12 protein-coding genes are annotated in these 16,723 nt (G+C 68.0%); 4 read left to right on the forward strand and 8 right to left on the reverse strand.

The window, feature by feature from the left end; all coding sequences use genetic code 11:
• Positions 1 to 18 precede the first annotated feature (18 nt).
• Positions 19 to 2,190: a 4Fe-4S binding protein gene (locus E7V67_004840; protein ID WUR14434.1), complete on the reverse strand. Its 2,172-nt coding sequence runs from the start codon at positions 2,188 to 2,190 to the stop codon at positions 19 to 21.
• 44 nt (positions 2,191 to 2,234) lie between these two features.
• Positions 2,235 to 4,163 carry a TAT-dependent nitrous-oxide reductase gene (gene nosZ / locus E7V67_004845; protein WUR14435.1) on the reverse strand — a complete coding sequence of 643 codons (1,929 nt, stop codon included), beginning with the start codon at positions 4,161 to 4,163 and terminating at the stop codon, positions 2,235 to 2,237.
• Between the two features lie 171 nt (positions 4,164 to 4,334).
• Here nosZ and E7V67_004850 point away from each other — a divergent pair, with 171 nt between their 5' ends.
• Together E7V67_004850 and E7V67_004855 are read left to right on the forward strand one after the other, a co-directional pair.
• The gene (locus tag E7V67_004850; protein ID WUR14436.1) at positions 4,335 to 4,832 is read left to right on the forward strand and encodes a MarR family transcriptional regulator; all 498 of its coding nucleotides are present in this window, start codon (positions 4,335 to 4,337) and stop codon (positions 4,830 to 4,832) included.
• Entirely contained in the window at positions 4,829 to 5,689 is an 861-nt protein-coding gene (locus tag E7V67_004855) for a type II CAAX endopeptidase family protein (protein ID WUR14437.1), read from the forward strand. Before E7V67_004850 ends, E7V67_004855 begins: the two co-directional genes overlap by 4 nt.
• 99 nt (positions 5,690 to 5,788) lie before the next feature.
• Here E7V67_004855 and E7V67_004860 read toward each other — a convergent pair whose 3' ends face one another.
• Genes E7V67_004860 through E7V67_004880 form a run of 5 tightly spaced genes read right to left on the reverse strand, consistent with a single transcriptional unit; the run spans position 5,789 to position 11,788 of the window.
• The gene (locus tag E7V67_004860; GenBank protein WUR14438.1) at positions 5,789 to 8,245 is read right to left on the reverse strand and encodes an SEL1-like repeat protein; all 2,457 of its coding nucleotides are present in this window, start codon (positions 8,243 to 8,245) and stop codon (positions 5,789 to 5,791) included.
• Between the two features lie 43 nt (positions 8,246 to 8,288).
• Positions 8,289 to 9,536: an FAD-dependent oxidoreductase gene (locus tag E7V67_004865; protein ID WUR14439.1), complete on the reverse strand. Its 1,248-nt coding sequence runs from the start codon at positions 9,534 to 9,536 to the stop codon at positions 8,289 to 8,291.
• Entirely contained in the window at positions 9,533 to 9,790 is a 258-nt protein-coding gene (locus E7V67_004870) for a (2Fe-2S)-binding protein (protein WUR14440.1), read from the reverse strand. The genes E7V67_004865 and E7V67_004870 overlap by 4 nt, the downstream gene beginning before the upstream one ends.
• Positions 9,783 to 10,895 carry an FAD-dependent oxidoreductase gene (locus E7V67_004875; protein ID WUR14441.1) on the reverse strand — a complete coding sequence of 371 codons (1,113 nt, stop codon included), beginning with the start codon at positions 10,893 to 10,895 and terminating at the stop codon, positions 9,783 to 9,785. Before E7V67_004875 ends, E7V67_004870 begins: the two co-directional genes overlap by 8 nt.
• Positions 10,892 to 11,788 carry a dihydrodipicolinate synthase family protein gene (locus tag E7V67_004880; GenBank protein ID WUR14442.1) on the reverse strand — a complete coding sequence of 299 codons (897 nt, stop codon included), beginning with the start codon at positions 11,786 to 11,788 and terminating at the stop codon, positions 10,892 to 10,894. The genes E7V67_004875 and E7V67_004880 overlap by 4 nt, the downstream gene beginning before the upstream one ends.
• Positions 11,789 to 11,965: 177 nt before the next feature.
• Here E7V67_004880 and E7V67_004885 point away from each other — a divergent pair, with 177 nt between their 5' ends.
• Complete coding sequence (locus E7V67_004885) at positions 11,966 to 12,715, forward strand: AraC family transcriptional regulator (GenBank protein ID WUR14443.1); 750 nt, start codon at positions 11,966 to 11,968, stop codon at positions 12,713 to 12,715.
• A gap of 1 nt (position 12,716) precedes the next feature.
• On the opposite strand, the gene E7V67_004890 is transcribed toward E7V67_004885, so the two are convergent.
• Positions 12,717 to 13,655: a 4-hydroxyproline epimerase gene (locus E7V67_004890; GenBank protein WUR14444.1), complete on the reverse strand. Its 939-nt coding sequence runs from the start codon at positions 13,653 to 13,655 to the stop codon at positions 12,717 to 12,719.
• A 283-nt stretch (positions 13,656 to 13,938) separates the two neighbouring features.
• On the opposite strand from E7V67_004890, the gene E7V67_004895 reads away from it, so the two are divergent.
• Entirely contained in the window at positions 13,939 to 16,515 is a 2,577-nt protein-coding gene (locus tag E7V67_004895) for a collagenase (GenBank protein ID WUR14445.1), read from the forward strand.
• Positions 16,516 to 16,723: the final 208 nt, after the last annotated feature.

Consider the following 16,723-nt stretch of genomic DNA (forward strand, 5'->3'; position numbering starts at 1 on the left):
GGGCCGCAAGCCGCGTGTTCACGGCGCTTCCTTGCGCTCGCGCAGCGAGGCGCGCAGGCTGTCCAGCGGCACGAAATAACCGTCGCTGCCGATCCGGGTCAGTGCCTGGCCGCGGGCCGCGCGCGCCTTGCGTTCCTTCACCAGCGGCGGGCAGGCGTGGTCGTCGTAGTACATCACCATGCAGTCCAGGCACAGCATGCATTCCATCTGGTCGATGCGGCCATGGGCGTCGATCGCATGCGAGCCGCAGCCGGCCGCGCAGGCATGGCAGCTGGTGCACTCGGCCTTGCGTTTCAGGCCGAACAGCCGGAAGCGGCCCGGCAGCGCCAGGCCCGCGCCCAGGGGGCACAGGTATTTGCAGTAGGGCCGTTCGCTGAACAGCGACAGGCCCAGGATGCCGCCGACGAACAGCCAGAACGGCCAGGTGCGGTTCCACACACCGACCAGGAACGTGCTCTTGAACGGCTCGATCTCGGCCAGGTGCTCGGCCCGTTCCATCGAGAACAGCGAGACGCCGATCAGCACGAAGAACACGCCATACTTCACCCAGCGCAGCTTGTCGTGCAGGGCTTTCGGCAGCAGCCGCTGCCAGCGCTTCAGGCCGACGGCAGCGCCCAGCTTGAGCATCAGCTGCTGCAGCGAGCCGAATGGGCACAGCCAGCCGCAGAACAGGCCGCGGCCCCACAGCAGCACGGTAATGATGATGAACCACCAGAACAGGAAGATGAACGGGTCGGACAGGAACAGCTCCCACTTCCACTGATGCAGCAGCGAGTGCAGCCACGTCATCACCTGCGTCACACTGGGCTGGGCTTTCAGGTAGAAGCCGAAGAAGGCCACGCTGCACAGCCACAACAAAGTGCGTGGACGGCTGATCCACGGCTTGTGCTTGCGGTTCGACGTGCGCACCAGCCGGTCGCGCTGCGAGTACAACGCGGCGGTCGCGGCCAACAGCGCCACGAACAGCGCAATCTGCGGCCAGCGTTCCAGCCAGATGGCCTGCCAGGCCGGGCGTGCCTGCACCACCTGCGGATGGCCGCCCTCCAGGTAGCGCGCCGGTACCCAGTACTGGGCGTCGAAGTGGGCGAAGCTTTTCACGCCGTCGGCACCACGCTGGTTCGCCAGCAGTTGCAGGGTCCAGGGCCAGGCCGGATTGAAGTTGGCGGAGCGGACAATGAAGATGCCCGACTCGCCATAGGCGGGCGTGTCGGGCGGCTGCAGGCGGTACAGGTTCAGGTAGTCGGTATCGCGGAACGTGAACGTCTGCGCATCCTGGCGCACCTGGATGCGGTCGTAGATGCCGCCGCGCACGAAGCCGGAGCCCTTGAACGAAGTCTGGCCGTTGCCGATGACGAACAACGCATGGTCGTTCGGGCCCAGGTCGGCCATCAGGCGGCGGTAGCCATCGTCGCCCAGCAGGCTTTTACCGACCGCCGGCACGTTCAGGTAGCCGAAATACAGGTCGAGCCATGGGCCGTTGGCCGGGTCCGCGCCCACGTCGGCGGCCGCTACCAGCAGCCGCATGACGCTGCCTTCGTCGACCAGCTTGCGCCAGCCGAGCGTTTCGTCGATCGCGGTGAAGCGGGCCGGGGGGCGCGCGTCCTGCTGGAAGATGCCGACCTGCCGGCCGATCTCGTAGGCGCTGCGCGAGATCACCTGGTTTTCCGCGATGGCGGTGACGGTCGCGCCGCTGATCGCATCCAGCCCCGCGCTGCCGTCGCCGCCGTGGCCGATTTCCAGCCTGGCGTCGCCGCGCCGGCCCACGTATTGCCGGATGAAGTCGAGCAGCGCCGACTCGGGAATCCCGGCCAGCAGGATCGGCTCCGAGTGCTTCAGCACGCGCACGCCCGTGATGATGCCCCGGGTGTCCATGCCGATCAGCGTGACGACCGGCTTGCCGGAGTAGGCGGGGATGTCGACCACGTCGGTGGACAGGAACACATAGCCCTGCAGCCGCTCGGCGCCGTCGGGCCCCTTGCCGAAGCCCTGCACGTATTGCGGGGAACCCATGCGCTGCGAGAAGCGCGTGGCCTGCGGCAGCACGTCGGCGCAGGCCGCGTGGGCGCACAGGTCGGGCCCGTGCAGCAGACCGGCCGGCAGTTCGGCGTCGTAGACGGCGGCGCGGGCGGTTGCGAGGCACAGCAGCATGCAGGCCAGCAGTGAGCGGAGGATGAGGGAAATCGGCGTCATGGAAAAAATGCCCGCGCGCGCGGCGCGGGCCAAGGCTGATGGGGTCAGGCCTCCACCAGGAAGCGGCTGCGCATTTCGAGGTGCAGCGCGTGGCAGAAGTGCGTGCAGTACATCCAGAACGCGCCCGCATGGTCGGCCTTGAACGTCACCGACTTGGTCTCCTGCGGGTTGACGATGAAGTTGATGTTATAGGTCGGCAGCGCCAGGCCGTGCGTCAGGTCCTCCACCTTGTCGTGGTTGGTCAGCGTGATCGTCACCTCGTCGCCCTTCCTGACCTTGATGACGGGCATGCTGTAGGCGGGCGCCTGCGACATCAGGCGCACGTGCACCTTGTTGCCATGGCGTTCGATGCCGGCGTTCTCGGGCTTGACCGCGTTGGGGAAGTCGTCCATGTTGTAGATCTGGCGCGTCTTGACCAGGTCGCGCTTGACGATGATGCCGTCGTGCGGCTCCGAGTAGGCCGTGTGGTCGGCGATCAGGCGCATCTTGTCGCCGCTGATGTCGATCAGCTGCTCCGTCTCCACGTGCAGCGGCCCGACCGGCAGGAAGCGGTCCTTGGAGAACTTGTTGCCCGAGTTGAGATACTTGCCGTCCGCCTCCCTGGTCTCGCCCATCGAGGCGTAGTTGTGGCCGGGCTGGTAGTGCACGTCCATCTTCTCCAGGATCACCTTGGCGTTCTTGTCGCCCTTGAACTGGGCGATGGCGGCGTCCACGTTCCACTTGACGCACTGGCTGTCCAGGAACAGCGAGGTATAGGCGTTGCCGCGGCCGTCGAAGGCCGTGTGCAGCGGACCCAGGCCGATTTCCGGCTCCGCCACGACGGCGTCGCGCGCGTCCTTCAGGCCGCCGTCGAACCATTGCAGCACCTTGGCCAGCTCGATCACGGTGGCGGTGGGCGAGAGTTTGCCGGAGCAGACGAAGTACTTGCCGTCCGGGCTGGCGTTGACGCCGTGCGGGTTCTTGCTGACCGGGACGTAGCAGGTGACCGCCGTCTTCGGGTCCGGATTGGCTGCCTTGCGGCCGTCGATCACCGGCACCTTGGAGGCGCCGATGGTGGTGAACTTGCCTTCCTTGACGAGGCGCTCGATGCGCTCGACGTGGAAGAACACGCAGGCGTCGCGCTCGGCCGACATCATGCCGTTCAGGTCCGCCGCGTTCTCCACGTTGTACTGGTTCGAGGCGGCCAGCTTGCCATCGTAGCTGGTCGCCACCAGGTCCATATTGCCGTCCACGCGGCACTGCCACAGCACTTCCATCGTCTCGGCGCTGACGCACGAGAACAGCGCGCCCCATCTGCTCGGGTCGTCCAGGTCATGGCCGTCGTTCGGCAGCGGGATGTGGAACTCGGCGCCGCAGAACACCCGCGTGGTGTAGTTGATCTTCGGGTCGACCGGGTCGCGCTTGTCGGTGAAGATGCCGTGGAAGCCCATCACATTGGGCAGCTGGGTGATCTTGTCGCACTCCATCGTGTCCATGCGGATGCGTGCCAGGCGCGAATGGATTTTGTCGTTGACGAACAGCCAGCGGCCATCGTAGGTGCCGTCCTTGTAGCTGCCGTGCACGTGGTGGGTATCGCCCGTGTTGTACAGCAGGCTGCCGTCCGGCTTGGTGCCGATGATGGCCTTCGATTCGTTGGTGATGCCCCAGCCCACCATGCAGTCGACATTGAAAACGGGGATGCGCTTCAGCGTGCGGCCGGAGGGGATGCCGAGGATGCGCGCCTCGCCGGCATGGCCGGCGCTGATGAAGGCGTAGTATTCGTCCAGCTGGCCCGGCGCGATTTCCGAACCGCCGCCAGCCTGGTGGGGCTTGGCGGCGGCGGCCTTCTCGCTCGCGCCCTGTTCCTTGCAGGCGGCCAGTCCGAGCGTGACGCCCGCCAGGCCCAGTGCCGCGCCCTTGCCGAGGAAACCGCGCCGGCCGTGTTCGACCGCCGTAGCGCTTCCGTTCTTGTTGTTGTCATTGCTGCTGTCCATCAGAGACTCTCCCGCTGGTTGTTGGCTTCATGTCGGGCCACACGGCATATCGACCCGCGCATTGTGTTGGCGGACAGCAAAAAATCACATGATCTGCATCATGAAAAAGCTGTTTCATGAGTGAATCAAAAATAATACATAAGCGCTTATGTATTGCGGTATGATCAGATCATGAAACAAGGACTCGGAACCCAGTTGCGCCACCTGATCGAACTGCTGGACGGTGCGGTCGCCGCATCGTACGAAGCGGCCGGCATCGATTACCGGCCCCGCTACACGCCCGCGATGCGCGCGCTGGCGCAGGGCGGCGCCCGGACCGTGGGCCAGATCGCCGAGGCGGCCGGCATCACGCAGCCGGCCGCCACGCAGACGGTGGCGCTGATGCTGAAGGAAGAGCTGGTAACGACGACGCCATCGCCGACCGATGCGCGCCAGAAGCTCGTGCAACTGGCGCCGCGCGGCCAGGCGCTGCTGCCGCGGCTGCAGCGCTGCTGGACCGCCACCGGCGCGGCGGCGGCCAGCCTGGATGCCGACCTGGCCTATCCGCTGTCCGAGCTGCTGGCGCAGGCCATCGAGGTGCTGGACCGGCAGCCGTTCGGCGAACGGATCCGCGTGGCGCGCGAACGCCTTGACAAGAACAGTGACAACAACAACGAGGAGCCAACATGAGCACGACCACCACGTCCGCCATCGCCGCCGCGCCGCGGTCCCTGCGCAGCCGCATCTTCAACCATCCCTTTACGCGCGCCGTCGTGGCCGTGCTGTGCGTGCAGGTGACGTTCTTCGCCGTGCTGATCCCGACCGGCATGCTGCCCAAGCCGTACCGCCAGGGCTGGCCGATGCTGCTGACGGCGGTGGCCGTGGTGGCGGCCTATCGCTGGTACGTGCGCAAGCTGGAACGGCGCGACGTGCCGGAACTGGCCTTGCGCGGCGCCGGCCGCGAGCTGGGGCAGGGCATCGGCCTGGGCGCGCTGCTGGTGGTGTTCTGCAGCGCCGTGCTGCTGGCTGCCGGCGCCTGGACGCCGACCGGCACGGTGGCATGGACCGTGATGCTCAAGCCGTTGCCGGAGCAGATCATGGTGGCGTTCTTCGAGGAGATCCTGTTTCGCGCCGTGATCTTCCGCCTGCTGGAGAAGTCGTGGGGCACGACGATCGCGTTTGCCGTGTCGTCCCTGCTGTTCGCACTGGCCCACCTGTCGAACGACAGCTTCGGCTTGCTGCCGGCCGTGATGACCGCCGTCGCCTCGGCCACGCTGACGGGCGCCTGGCTCGTCACGCGCCGCCTGTGGCTGCCGATCGGCCTGCACTTCGCCTGGAACTACCTGTTCGACGCCGTGTTCTCGCCGCCCGTCTCGGGCCATCCGGGCCGCGGCTGGATCCAGATCGCCACCGCGGGCCCGGACTGGCTGACGGGCGGCGGCTACGGCGTGGAAGGCTCCCTCGTCACGCTGGTGGGCTGGGGCGTGGCCGCCATGGTGCTGGTGGCGGCCGCGCGCCGGCGGGGCCACTGGCTGCCCAAGCCATGATCACCGCGCCAGCGGGTCGTCACGGCGCGAGGCCGGCGTGGCGGGACAAGGCGTGGCGGGACAAGGCGGGGAACCGGCGGGTCGAAGCGGTCGCGCTTCTTATTCGCCGAGCTCGCGCAGCAGCTCGCTGAAATACATGGCCCGTTTCGAATGGTGTTGCGCGGCCTTGCCCTTGCCGGCGCTTTTCGCTTCCTGTGCCAGTTGCCGGTGCAGGCCGGCCGCGGCATCGCAGGCGGCGGCGTGGCCGCGCCGCCGCGTCCCGGGCGTGGCAACGGTCGCCAGTTCGAACAGGCGCAGCGCTTCGCTCCGATCGACCGGGCCACCGATGCCGTCGCGCCAGCAGCGGCCCAGGTGGTACTGCGCTTCGTCTGAGCCGTAGCGGTCGTCGCCAGCCGCCTGTTCGTAAAGCGCGCGGGCGCGCACCGGATCGCAAGCGTCGCCCAGTTCCCGTTCGTAGAGCTGGGCCAGCAGATTGGCGGCATCGCGGTAATCCGGATAGTCGTCGAGTGCCTGCTCCAGCTGCCGCCGCGCCGCATCCGGATCGGCCGGGCAGCCGGTGCCGTCGAGCAGGTAGCGGGCGTAGAGGTACTGCGCTTCCAGCTGGCCACCGGCGGCAGCCGTGGCGTACCAGCGGCAGGCCTCGGCCGCGTCGCCGGCGGCTGCATACGCCTCGCCCAGCGCCGCGCAGGCCAGGGCGTCGCCCACGCCGGCGATGACGTGGGGACCCAGCCGCGCGGCCGCAGCGGCGTCGGCGGCGATGGCAGGGGCCTTCCTGGTCTGTTCCAGTTGATAAGCCAGCTCGGTGACCTCGCTGCCGTCGGCGTACAGGCGCCAGGCCTGGCCGTCGCGCCAGGCGTAAGCGGCCTTGCCCGCGCTCCAGGCCTGTTCGATATCGCTGGCCGCCAGCACGCCGGCCATCAGGTCCGGCTGGCGCGCTTGGGCGGAAAAGCGTTCGTAGCGTTGTGGGACGAACGGCGTACCGTCCGGGTGGGCGATGCCCCAGCCCTGGTCGTCGCGGTACATCAGCAGCAGTGCGCGGCCGGCCGCCGCCAGGCTCCAGATGAAGCGGTACTCGCAGGGCAGCACGAGCTGCTGCGCGCGTGCGTCCCACAAACCCTTGCGGCCGTCCCGCGCATCGACGACGAACAGCGCGGGCACGCCGCTGCTGGCGTCCTCCGACGGGCGCAGCTCCTGCAGCACGTCGATCGCTTCGAATTGCGGCGGCACCAGCACCGTGCCGTCGTACAGCGTGGCGCCGACACCTTGCGCGCCCTGCGGCACGACCAGGTAGATGGCCCGCACCGTGCCGGAACCGTCGTCGTCCAGCTGGCACAGCAGTTCCAGCTCATTGTGGATCGCGGGTAGTCCCGGCTGGCCGTTGCGCCGGAAGGTGCCGTACGACTTGTCGATGCGGACCACCGCGTCGCCGCCGTCCACCAGGCAGCGCACTTCCTTGAACGGTCCGCTGATCCATGGCGTGCCGTCCGCGCACAGCAGGTCGACCCGTTTCGGCCCGTGCTTGAGCCGCCATGCGGCCAGGTCTTCCAGGTATTCCGCCTTCTTGTAGGTGGTCGCGGTCAGGGGCTTGCCGGTGCGATCGATCAAGCCGAAGCCCTCTGCCGTCGCGACTTTGGCGACGCCGGCCGCGTTGAAGTCCGAGCAGCCGTCCAGGAACCGGGCGGCGATCGCTACCCGACCCCGGGCGTCGAGATAGCCGAACTTGCCATCCTGTTCGAACAGCGCATGGCCTTCGCGCCAGTCGTACAGGTCGTCCAGCCGGGGCGCCATGATTTCCTTGCCGTCGCGGTCGTACAGTCCCAGCTTGTCATGACGCTCCAGGATGCCGAACGGCTGGCCGTACCCGATCGGATCGATCTCGTCGTAGTAAGCCGGGAGGACGACGGTGCCGTCCGCGCGGCGCAGGCCATACAGGCCGGTCTCCTCATCTTCGAAGACATACAAGCCTTCGCATGCCTCGTCGTCGGCGTCCCACCCGCCGTCGTCCTCCTGGGCGACCAGCCAGCAGCCGAAGCCCAGTTCGTCGGCCGCGTCGTGCGGCGTGAAGTCGTACAGCTTTTCGACGGCGCGATGGTCGTCTTCCTCGATGGCCGCGCAGGCATGCTCCCAGCGCGCGGCGCAGTCGCGCACGAAGTCGTCCATCATCGCTTCCGGCGAGCCGGTGCCGGTCAGCCAGAAGAGCTCATTGAGTTCGCCGTAATATGCCGTGCCGCCGGCAGCGGCCAGCGCCGCGCGCAACTGGTCCACCTGCGCCGCGAAGTCGTCCGGTTCGGCCAGCCCTGGGTGGGCGGCCACGAAGTCCAGCAGCCGGAACAGGCGCTGCTCGGCCAGCACGCGGTCGGCATAGATGCCACCGCAGACGGAGGGCAGGAAGACCTGCTGCGCATCCTGGCTGGGGCCGTGCATGGCGGCGCTGAACAGCACCTTCCACAACGGCGGCACGAAATTGTTGGCTTCGCCGATGGCGGCCTCGATGGCGGGAGCCGCCCCGCCGTCCGGCAGCTTGTCCACGGTGTACAGAAAGACCCGGTTGCCCATATGTCGCGTCAGGATTAAGAAATGTGCAACTATAACAGCGGCGTCATTCGATGCTGGCCAGCGTGGCGGCCCTGGCCGGGAGGATCGGGATGCGCGCGGCTGGCGGCGCCCAGCCGAACAGCTGTTCGCACGCGGCCGCGCAGGTGCTGCCCTGGCACGGGCCCATGCCCACCCGTGTGGCCAGCTTCGCCTCGCGCCAGTCGCGCCAGGGCGCCAGCTCGGCCGCTGTGACGTCCTCGCAGCGGCAAACGATGGTGTCGGGCTGGCACAGCGCGCGCCAGGCGGGGCGCGGCGCGAAATGGCGCGCCAGCAGGGCTGCGAAATCCTGCGCTCGCCGCAACGCGCGCAGGTCGGCCCCGGACGGCGCCAGCCCCAATGCATGCAAGGCGGCGACGCGGCCCTGGGCCAGCGCCTGGTCCACGCCGCCGCCCCCCGTGCATTCGCCGGCGGCCCAGATATGTGGGACGGTGGTTTGCTGGCGCTCGTCCACCCGCAACGCACCGCGTTCGACGGCGCAGCCGAAGGCCTGGCCCAGTTCCGTATTGGGCAGCAGGCCGAAGGCGGCGGCGAGCAGATCGCAGTCGTATGCCGTGCGCCCGCGCGCCGTCTCGACGACGATCGTGCGCAGCGTCGCGTCGCCTGTGGCCTCGACCACCAGCGCGTCCGTCAAGTAGGGTATCGGCCGCAGCTGCGCGAAGAGTTGCGCGGCCTGGCGCAGCTTGTCGTGGTGGCGCAGCGCAAGGCCCAGGCCGAAGCGCGCCAATGCCGCGCGCGGCTGGTGCTCGACGATGGCCACCACCTGCGCGCCCGCCGCCAGCGCGGTGGTGGCGCTGGCCAACAGGAGCGGACCGGAGCCGGCGACGACGACCTTGCGCCCCCGTACCGGCAGGCCGCCTTTGATCAGCGCCTGCAGGCCGCCGGCGCCCGTCACGCCGGGCAGGGTCCAGCCGGGGAACGGCACGAAGCGTTCGCGCGCCCCGGTGCACAGCAGCAGCCGTTCGAACGGCACGCGAGTGCCGCCCGCATCGCTTTCCAGCAGCAGCGTGCGCGCATCGGCCGCGCCGACGACGCGGGTGTCGCGCACGTGGATAAAGTCGGGATGATCCTGCAACGTGGCCCACAGCGCATCGGCGGCGGGCGCGTTCCAGGTACCGGGACCGCCGCGCCAGACCTGGCCGCCGGCGGCTCGGTGGTCGTCGATCAGGCAGACCTGGGCACCGCCCAGCACGGCCGCGTGCGCGGCTGCCAGCCCGGCCGGGCCGCTGCCGACGATGTGCAGCGTAGGGTTCATGCCAATGTCCCCGTCTGGATCTGCATGCCATCGCGGCAGGCGGTACGGCACGCCAGCACGTGGGGCTGACCGTCCACAGTGACGCGGCACTCCTGGCAGCGGCCCATCCCGCACAGGGCGAAGCGGCACTGGCCCGTCATGGAGGTGCGGGTGCGCAACGTGCCGGCCGTGACGATGGCGGCGACGACGCTGGCGCCGGCCGGGACCGTGACGGCGATGCCATCGATCGTCACGCTGCAGCTACGTTCAGTCATAGAGGAATCTCGCTGGTGAATAAGGGTCCGGGTCGATGGCGGTGGGCTGCCCGGCCATCAGGTCCGCCAGCAGCAGGGCGGTGCCGAACGCCGTCGTCACGCCCAGGCCTTCGTGCCCGGTCGCCAGCCAGGTGCGTGGCCGGCTCGGATGGGCGCCGATGACGGGCCGGCCGTCCGGACTGGCCGGGCGCATGCCGGTCCAGGAACGGATGACCTGCATTCGCGCCAGTTCCGGCAGCAGGGCGATGGCGCTGCGCAGCACGGCCGCCAGCACCTTGGGATCGACGGCGGCGTCGGCGATGCCGTCCTGCCGGCACGAGCCGATCAGCCACTGGCCCGTGGGGCGCGGCTGCACGTTGGCCGCCACCGCCAGGCCGTCCGCGCCGGCCGCCGCCTGCCCATAGCCCATGCTGACCACCTGGTGGCGCAGGCGGCCGGGATAGCGGTCCGTGATGGCCAGGTGGCCCTTGCGGGGGAACACCGGTATGTCCGGCAGCAGCGCCGTGGTGGCGCAGCCGGCCGCCACGACGACGTCGTGCGCGTCGAGGCGCTCACCCGTTTGCAGGTGTACACAGCCGGCGCCGATGCCGGTGATGGGGGCACCGAACAGCGTGGCGCCGCCCAGCGCCGTCAACTGGATCGCCAGGTCGCGCGCGACGGCCGGCGGGTAGACCACGCCGTCCGGCAGAACGCGCACGGCGCCGGCCAGTCCTGGCCTCAACGCCGGTTCCGCCGCCGCCAGCTGCATGGGTGAGAGCTGATCGGCATGCCAGCCGCGCCGCGCCAGCCGCTCCGCCCGGGCGGCGGCATGGGCCAGCTGGTCGTCGTCTTCCGCCACCCACAGCGTGCCGCAGCGCACGTGTTCGGCGCGCTGGCCGTGTTCCGCGACATAGCGGTCCCACAGGCGCAGCGACAGCAGGCACAGGTCCAGTTCATCCTCCGACTCGTCCAGCGCGACCAGGTGGCCCATGCCGGCGGCGGTCGTGCCGCCGCCGGGCCCGAGCCGGTCCACCAGCAGCACTTGCCGCCCGCGCGCCTGCAGCTCGACGGCGCACGCGGCGCCGACGATGCCGGCGCCGACCACGATCACGTCAGGATGCGTCACGCCAGCACGGGCAGAGCGGGGCGCTTGGCGATGGCGGTGCGGATGACCTGCTCGACCTGTTCGCGCCGTGCGCCCGTCAGCGGCAGGCGCGGTGCGCGCACGCGGTCGTTGGAGCCGATGGCGATCTGCTCGGCCAGCTTGATGTTCTGCACCAGGTAGGTCGACACGTCCAGGTCCAGCAGCGGCCGGAACCAGCGGTAGATGTCGAGCGCTTCGCGCTGCCGGCCGGCGCGCATCAGGCGGTAGATCGCCACCGTCTCGGCCGGGAAGGCCAGGCACAGGCCGGCGACCCAGCCGGTAGCGCCGACCGCCAGCGCCTCGAACGCCAGGTTGTCCACGCCCGTCAGCAGGGCGAAGCGGTCGCCGAAGTGATTGATGATGTCCGTGCTGCGGCGGATGTCGTCGGACGATTCCTTGACCGCGACGAACAAATCGATCTTCGCCAGTTCTTCCATGATCGGGATCGTCACGTCGACCCGGTAGGCCAGCCGGTTCGAATAGATCATGATGGGCAGCTCGCTGGCACTGGCGATCGCCGTCAGCGTCGCCACCGTCTCGCGCGGGTCGGTATGGTAGATCGTGCTCGGCACGACCATCAGGCCGTCGGCGCCGGCGCGCGCGGCCTTGCGCGCCAGTTCGCATGCGTCGCGGGTCGCGGCCTCCGCAATCGTCAGCAGCGCCGGCTTCGTGCCGCTGACCTGTTTGCACAGGCGCAGCACCTCGATGCGCTCGTCGTGCGACAGCATCGGGCCTTCGCCCAGTGAGCCGCAGGCGATCAGGCCGTCCACGCCCGCGTCCATCTGCAACTGGAAGCAGCGCAGCATCTCGTCCCGGTCAAGCGTGCCGTCGTCCGTGAATTTCGTCGTGACCGCTGGAAGTACTCCGTTCCACATGACTATTCCTTTCGTTTGAAAGCATCCATGCTACGGCGCCCGGCCGTGCGGGTCTTGCGCGCAGCGCGCCACCGACACGCCGAAATCGGCACAAGCGTGGCGCGCACGTCGCATGCCGCTCCCGCGCGTTTGCCAAGCCCCGCCAAAGCCACTATATTCGCCAGCAGGGAGGGAGAGATGATCGATACAGGAGGCTTGGCCGATCTCGCGACGGTCGGTATCGAAGCGGTGGAGACGATGTTCGACGGCTTGAACGATATCGCGTTCTTCATCAAGGACAGGGAAGGGCGCTACCTCAGCATCAACCACACGATGGTGCGGCGCTGCAGGGCGCGGCACAAGCACGAGGTGATCGGCAAGACGGCGCTGGAACTGTTCCCGCGCGCGCTGGCCGAATCGTATTTCGCGCAGGACCGCAAGGTGATGGACAGCGGCGAAGGGATCGACAAGCACCTGGAACTGCACCTCTATCCGGGCCGCAGCCGCGGCTGGTGCATCACGCGCAAGATGCCCTTGCGCGACCAGGATGGTGCGGTGGTGGGCCTGATCGGCACGTCGCGCGACCTGGGCCTGCCGGACGAGCTGCATCCCGCCTATCGCCAGATCGCCGAGATCGCCCAGTACATCCGCGAGCACTACCGGCAGACCGTGTGCCTGAAGGAGCTGGCCGCGCAGGCCGGCTTGTCGCTGTCGCGCGTCGAGCGGTTGTTCCAGAAGGTGTTCCATCACTCGCCCCGGCAGCTGTTGCTGCAGTGCCGGCTGTCCGCCGCACGCGAGATTATCGCCAGCAATCCCGGCATCCGCATCGCGGAGGTGGCGTACGAATGCGGCTATACGGACCACAGCGCTTTCAGCCGCCAGTTCAAGGCCTACGTCGGCATGAGCCCCACCCAGTATGGCCAGCAGGTCGAGCGCGGCCTGAAGTAGCTCAGGCGCCGGCGATGCCCCCGGCGAATGGGTCGTCGTCCTCGAACACGAGCCTTGCTTCGCCGCTGATCCATGCGCGGCCGCGGATGGTCGGCGCGATCCGTGCGCCGATGCGCCGGTAGCTGGCCTCGAACACGCTGCCGATGATGCTCTCCTGCCGCCACACCTGGCCTTCGGCCAGCCTGCCGTCCGCCGCCAGGCAGGCCAGCTTGGCGCTGGTGCCCGTGCCGCAGGGGGAGCGGTCGTAGGCCTTGCCGGGGCATAGCACGAAGTTGCGGCTGTCGGCCTGTTGCGAAGGGCCGAACAGCTCCACGTGATCGATCGCCGCGCCATCGGCGCCCGTGATGCCCTGTTCGTGCAGGGCCTGCATCACGGCCTGCGCGAACGCGGCCAGCGCGCCGATATTGCGCGCCTCCACCGCCAGGCCATGCTGTCCGACCAGGAAAAACCAGTTGCCGCCCCAGGCGATATCGCCGATCACGGTGCCGAAGCCGGGCACTGCCACAGCCCTCTGCTTGGCCAGCCGCCAGGACGGCACGTTGTCGACGCTGACGGAGCCGTCCGCATGCAGATCCGCGACCACCACGCCGACCGGTGTGTCGATGCGATGCCGGCCCGGCCCGATACGCCCCAGGTGCGCCAGCGATTTCACCAGGCCGATGGTGCCGTGGCCGCACATGCCAAGATAGCCTGCGTTATTGAAGAAGATCACGCCGGCCACGCAATCGTCGGCATGCGGCGCGCACAGCAGCGCGCCGACCAGCACGTCCGACCCGCGCGGCTCGCAGACAGTGCCGGTGCGTACGGCGTCGTGGCTGGCCCTGAAGCGCTCCAGCCGTTCGGCCAGCGGGCCGGTGCCGAGGTCGGGTCCCCCTTCCACGATCAGGCGGGTGGGTTCGCCACCGGTATGGGAATCGATGATCGTCAGCGTCTTGGTCATGTGGCCTGCAATGGTGAGTGTGTGGCGACAAGGCTACAGTCGGCACCCGTCCGGGTCTTGGCGGTTTGCGGGACGGTTCGCGGCGAAATCGGCACAGTTGGCCGGATGGCGCGCATGCCGTGCCGATTTGGGCGGCGCCTCTGGCGAAAGTGGCACAAGCGCCGCGATGACATTTCGCTACCATCTGCTGACCCGGCCGCATGCGTGTCGGGACTCATAACTAATCATCGGAGACACTATGTACTTGGCAAAGACAGCGGCAAGGCACCGGCATTGGCTATTGATGTCCGCATTCGCGGCGGCGGGACTGGCCAGCGTGGCGGCAACGGCGGCGCCCGCGCCGCAAACGGCGGACGAGATGCAACAGGCGCAGGCGCGGGCCGAACGCAAGGAGCGCAATCCCAAGGTGGCGAAGATCGAGGACCTGTACCGGGGCGGCCACCACCAGAAACGCGCGCTCGATGCGAGCGAGCGCAAGCCGAGCGTGGCGCCCAGCACCAACGCCTACCTGAAATACGGCGACGATCCGGACCAGCAGTTGGAAAGCCGGGCGCTGGTGCGGCCATCGCAGGCGCTCTCGCGCGGCGTGGCCGGCCTCGACGCCAACGCCACACTGGCGGCGTGCGACACGGGCCTGTTCGCGAACGCCAGCGGGTCCGCGTTGGTCAACGCCGTCAAGTCCAGCACGAGCGACTGCATCAACACGCTGTTCGGCGTGACCGGCACCACGGCCGGCGCCATCTTCAGCGAGGGCAAGATGGTCACGATCGCCAACGCCTTCGCCAGCGCCGCCGCGTCCTACGACGGCACCAACGCCGGCAGCACGCTGCAGCTGGTGATGTTCCTGCGCGCCGGCTACTACGTCAATTACTACGACGGTGCCTCCACCGGGCCGTACGGCACCAGCTTGAAGACGGCGATCCGCGCCGCGCTCGACGCCTTCGTCAACAACCGCAACTTCGGCCTGGTCAACGACGCCCATGGCGAGACGCTGGCCGAATTCGTCACGCTGATCGACAGCTCGTCGGAAAACGCGCGCTACCTGAACACCGTCGTCAAGCGCCTGCTGAACGGGTTCGACAGCCGCGCCGCCGACTCGTGGTGGATGCGTTCGGCCACCAACAACGCCTTCACGGTGCTGTTCCGCGGTCACCAGAATGCCGACTTCCAGGCGCTGGTGAAGGCGGATGCTTCGATCATCGACACGCTGTACAACTTCGCCAACGCGCATTTCGACCTGCTCGGTAGCGATGACGGCTACCTGGTGGCCAACGCGGGCCGCGAGCTGGGGCGCTTCCTGCAGTATGCGGACAACACGGCCGCGAAGCCGCTGGCGCGCTCGCGCGCCAAGGCGCTGATCGACCGCAGCAGCATCACCGGTGCCAGCGCCGCGCTGTGGGTGGGCCTGGGTGAGCAGGTCGACTTCTACGACAAGGCCAACTGCAGCTACTACAATATGTGCAATTTCAGCACGCGCCTGGCCACGGAGGTGCTGCCGATCAGTCATAGCTGCAGCCCGACCTTGCGCCTGCGCGCCCAGGCGCTGACGCGCGCCCAGCTCGTCGAGGCTTGCACGATCGTCGGCGGCGAGGAGTCCTACTTCCACAATGCCGTCGCCTCGGGTGCCGTGCCCGTCGCCAACGACAACAACGCGCAACTGGAGATGGTGGTGTTCGCGAGCAGCCAGGACTACGCCACCTATGCCGGCGCCATCTACGGCATCGACACCAACAACGGCGGCATGTACCTGGAAGGGAACCCCAGCGCGGCGGGCAACCAGGCGCGCTTCATCGCCTACCAGGCCGAGTGGCTGCTGCCGAAGTTCGAGATCTGGAACCTGACGCACGAATACATCCACTACCTGGACGGCCGCTTCGACATGTACGGCGACTTCAATGCCGCCATGAGCGTCAACTCGGTGTGGTGGGTGGAGGGCTTTGCCGAGTACATGTCGTACGGCTACCGCAACGTGTCGTACGACGCGGCCAAGAGCCAGGCCGCGGCGGGTACGTATGCCCTCAGCACGATCTTCAGGAACGACTACAACTCGGGCCAGGCGCGCGTCTACAACTGGGGCTACCTGGCGGTGCGCTACATGTTCGAGAAGCAGCGTGCCAAGGTGTCGAACGTGCTGGGCTACTTCCGGCCCGGGAACTACCAGGGCTATGCGAGCTACATGAACAGCGCAAGCATGGGCTCGAGCATGGATGCCGACTTCCGCAACTGGCTGCCGTGCGTGAACGATCCGTCGCTGCCGCAGTGCGCGGGCAACGCGGCGCCGGTGGCGGACTTCACCACGACCGTGTCCGGCCTGACGGCGAAGTTCACCAGTACCGCGACGGACAGCGATGGGCGCGTCGCCAGCTGGTCGTGGCATTTCGGCGACGGCACCACGTCCACCGCCGCCAATCCGTCGAAGACCTACACCACGGCCGGCACCTACACGGTGACGCTGACGGTGACCGACGACAAGGGCGCCAAGTCGGCCGTCAAGTCACGCACCGTTACCGTCAGCGGTGGCGCCACCTTGCCCGAGTGCCCGGGCGTCGCGGCGCAGCTGGGCCGCAACTGCGTGCGCTCGAACCTCTCGGCCAGCGCCGGGAATTACGCCTACATGTACCTGCTGGTGCCGGCCGGCACGCAGCAGATCCGCTTCACCAGTTCCGGCGGTACGGGTAACGCCGACATGTATGCGAGCACGCTGGGACAATGGGCCACGCGCGACTACTACAACTATGGGTCGTACAACCCGGGCAACAGCGAATCGGTCGTCGTCTACAACCCGCCGGCCGGATATATGTACATCAGCCTGTACGGCCAGTCGGCATTCTCGGGAGCCCAGTTGAAGGTCGAGTTCTGAGCGTTGCTTCAGAAGCAATGGAAAAAGCGGGCTGTTGCCCGCTTTTTCTTTCTGTGGCGCCTCAGCCGCGGTCCGCGGATCGATGCACAGAGGAATTTGTTGTATTTAAGCCATATTTTGCAATTGAGCAGCGTCAAATGCCATTCTGCATTAGCAAATCGCTATAGTATTTCGGGTTGCTGAACAAATTGGCAACGACCTCTCGTTG

Origin of the sequence: [Empedobacter] haloabium (assembly GCA_008011715.2) — a bacterium.
GTDB lineage: Bacteria > Pseudomonadota > Gammaproteobacteria > Burkholderiales > Burkholderiaceae_D > Rugamonas > Rugamonas haloabia.

What these genes read in the sequence shown, in the direction of transcription:
- E7V67_004895 (WUR14445.1), top strand. Translation starts at nt 13,939, where the DNA reads ATGTCCGCATTCGCGGCGGCGGGACTGGCCAGCGTGGCGGCAACGGCG.
- E7V67_004870 (WUR14440.1), bottom strand. Translation starts at nt 9,790, where the DNA reads ATGACTGAACGTAGCTGCAGCGTGACGATCGATGGCATCGCCGTCACG.
- E7V67_004840 (WUR14434.1), bottom strand. Translation starts at nt 2,190, where the DNA reads ATGACGCCGATTTCCCTCATCCTCCGCTCACTGCTGGCCTGCATGCTG.
- E7V67_004850 (WUR14436.1), top strand. Translation starts at nt 4,335, where the DNA reads ATGAAACAAGGACTCGGAACCCAGTTGCGCCACCTGATCGAACTGCTG.
- E7V67_004880 (WUR14442.1), bottom strand. Translation starts at nt 11,788, where the DNA reads ATGTGGAACGGAGTACTTCCAGCGGTCACGACGAAATTCACGGACGAC.
- E7V67_004865 (WUR14439.1), bottom strand. Translation starts at nt 9,536, where the DNA reads ATGAACCCTACGCTGCACATCGTCGGCAGCGGCCCGGCCGGGCTGGCA.
- nosZ (WUR14435.1), bottom strand. Translation starts at nt 4,163, where the DNA reads ATGGACAGCAGCAATGACAACAACAAGAACGGAAGCGCTACGGCGGTC.
- E7V67_004885 (WUR14443.1), top strand. Translation starts at nt 11,966, where the DNA reads ATGATCGATACAGGAGGCTTGGCCGATCTCGCGACGGTCGGTATCGAA.
- E7V67_004890 (WUR14444.1), bottom strand. Translation starts at nt 13,655, where the DNA reads ATGACCAAGACGCTGACGATCATCGATTCCCATACCGGTGGCGAACCC.
- E7V67_004860 (WUR14438.1), bottom strand. Translation starts at nt 8,245, where the DNA reads ATGGGCAACCGGGTCTTTCTGTACACCGTGGACAAGCTGCCGGACGGC.
- E7V67_004855 (WUR14437.1), top strand. Translation starts at nt 4,829, where the DNA reads ATGAGCACGACCACCACGTCCGCCATCGCCGCCGCGCCGCGGTCCCTG.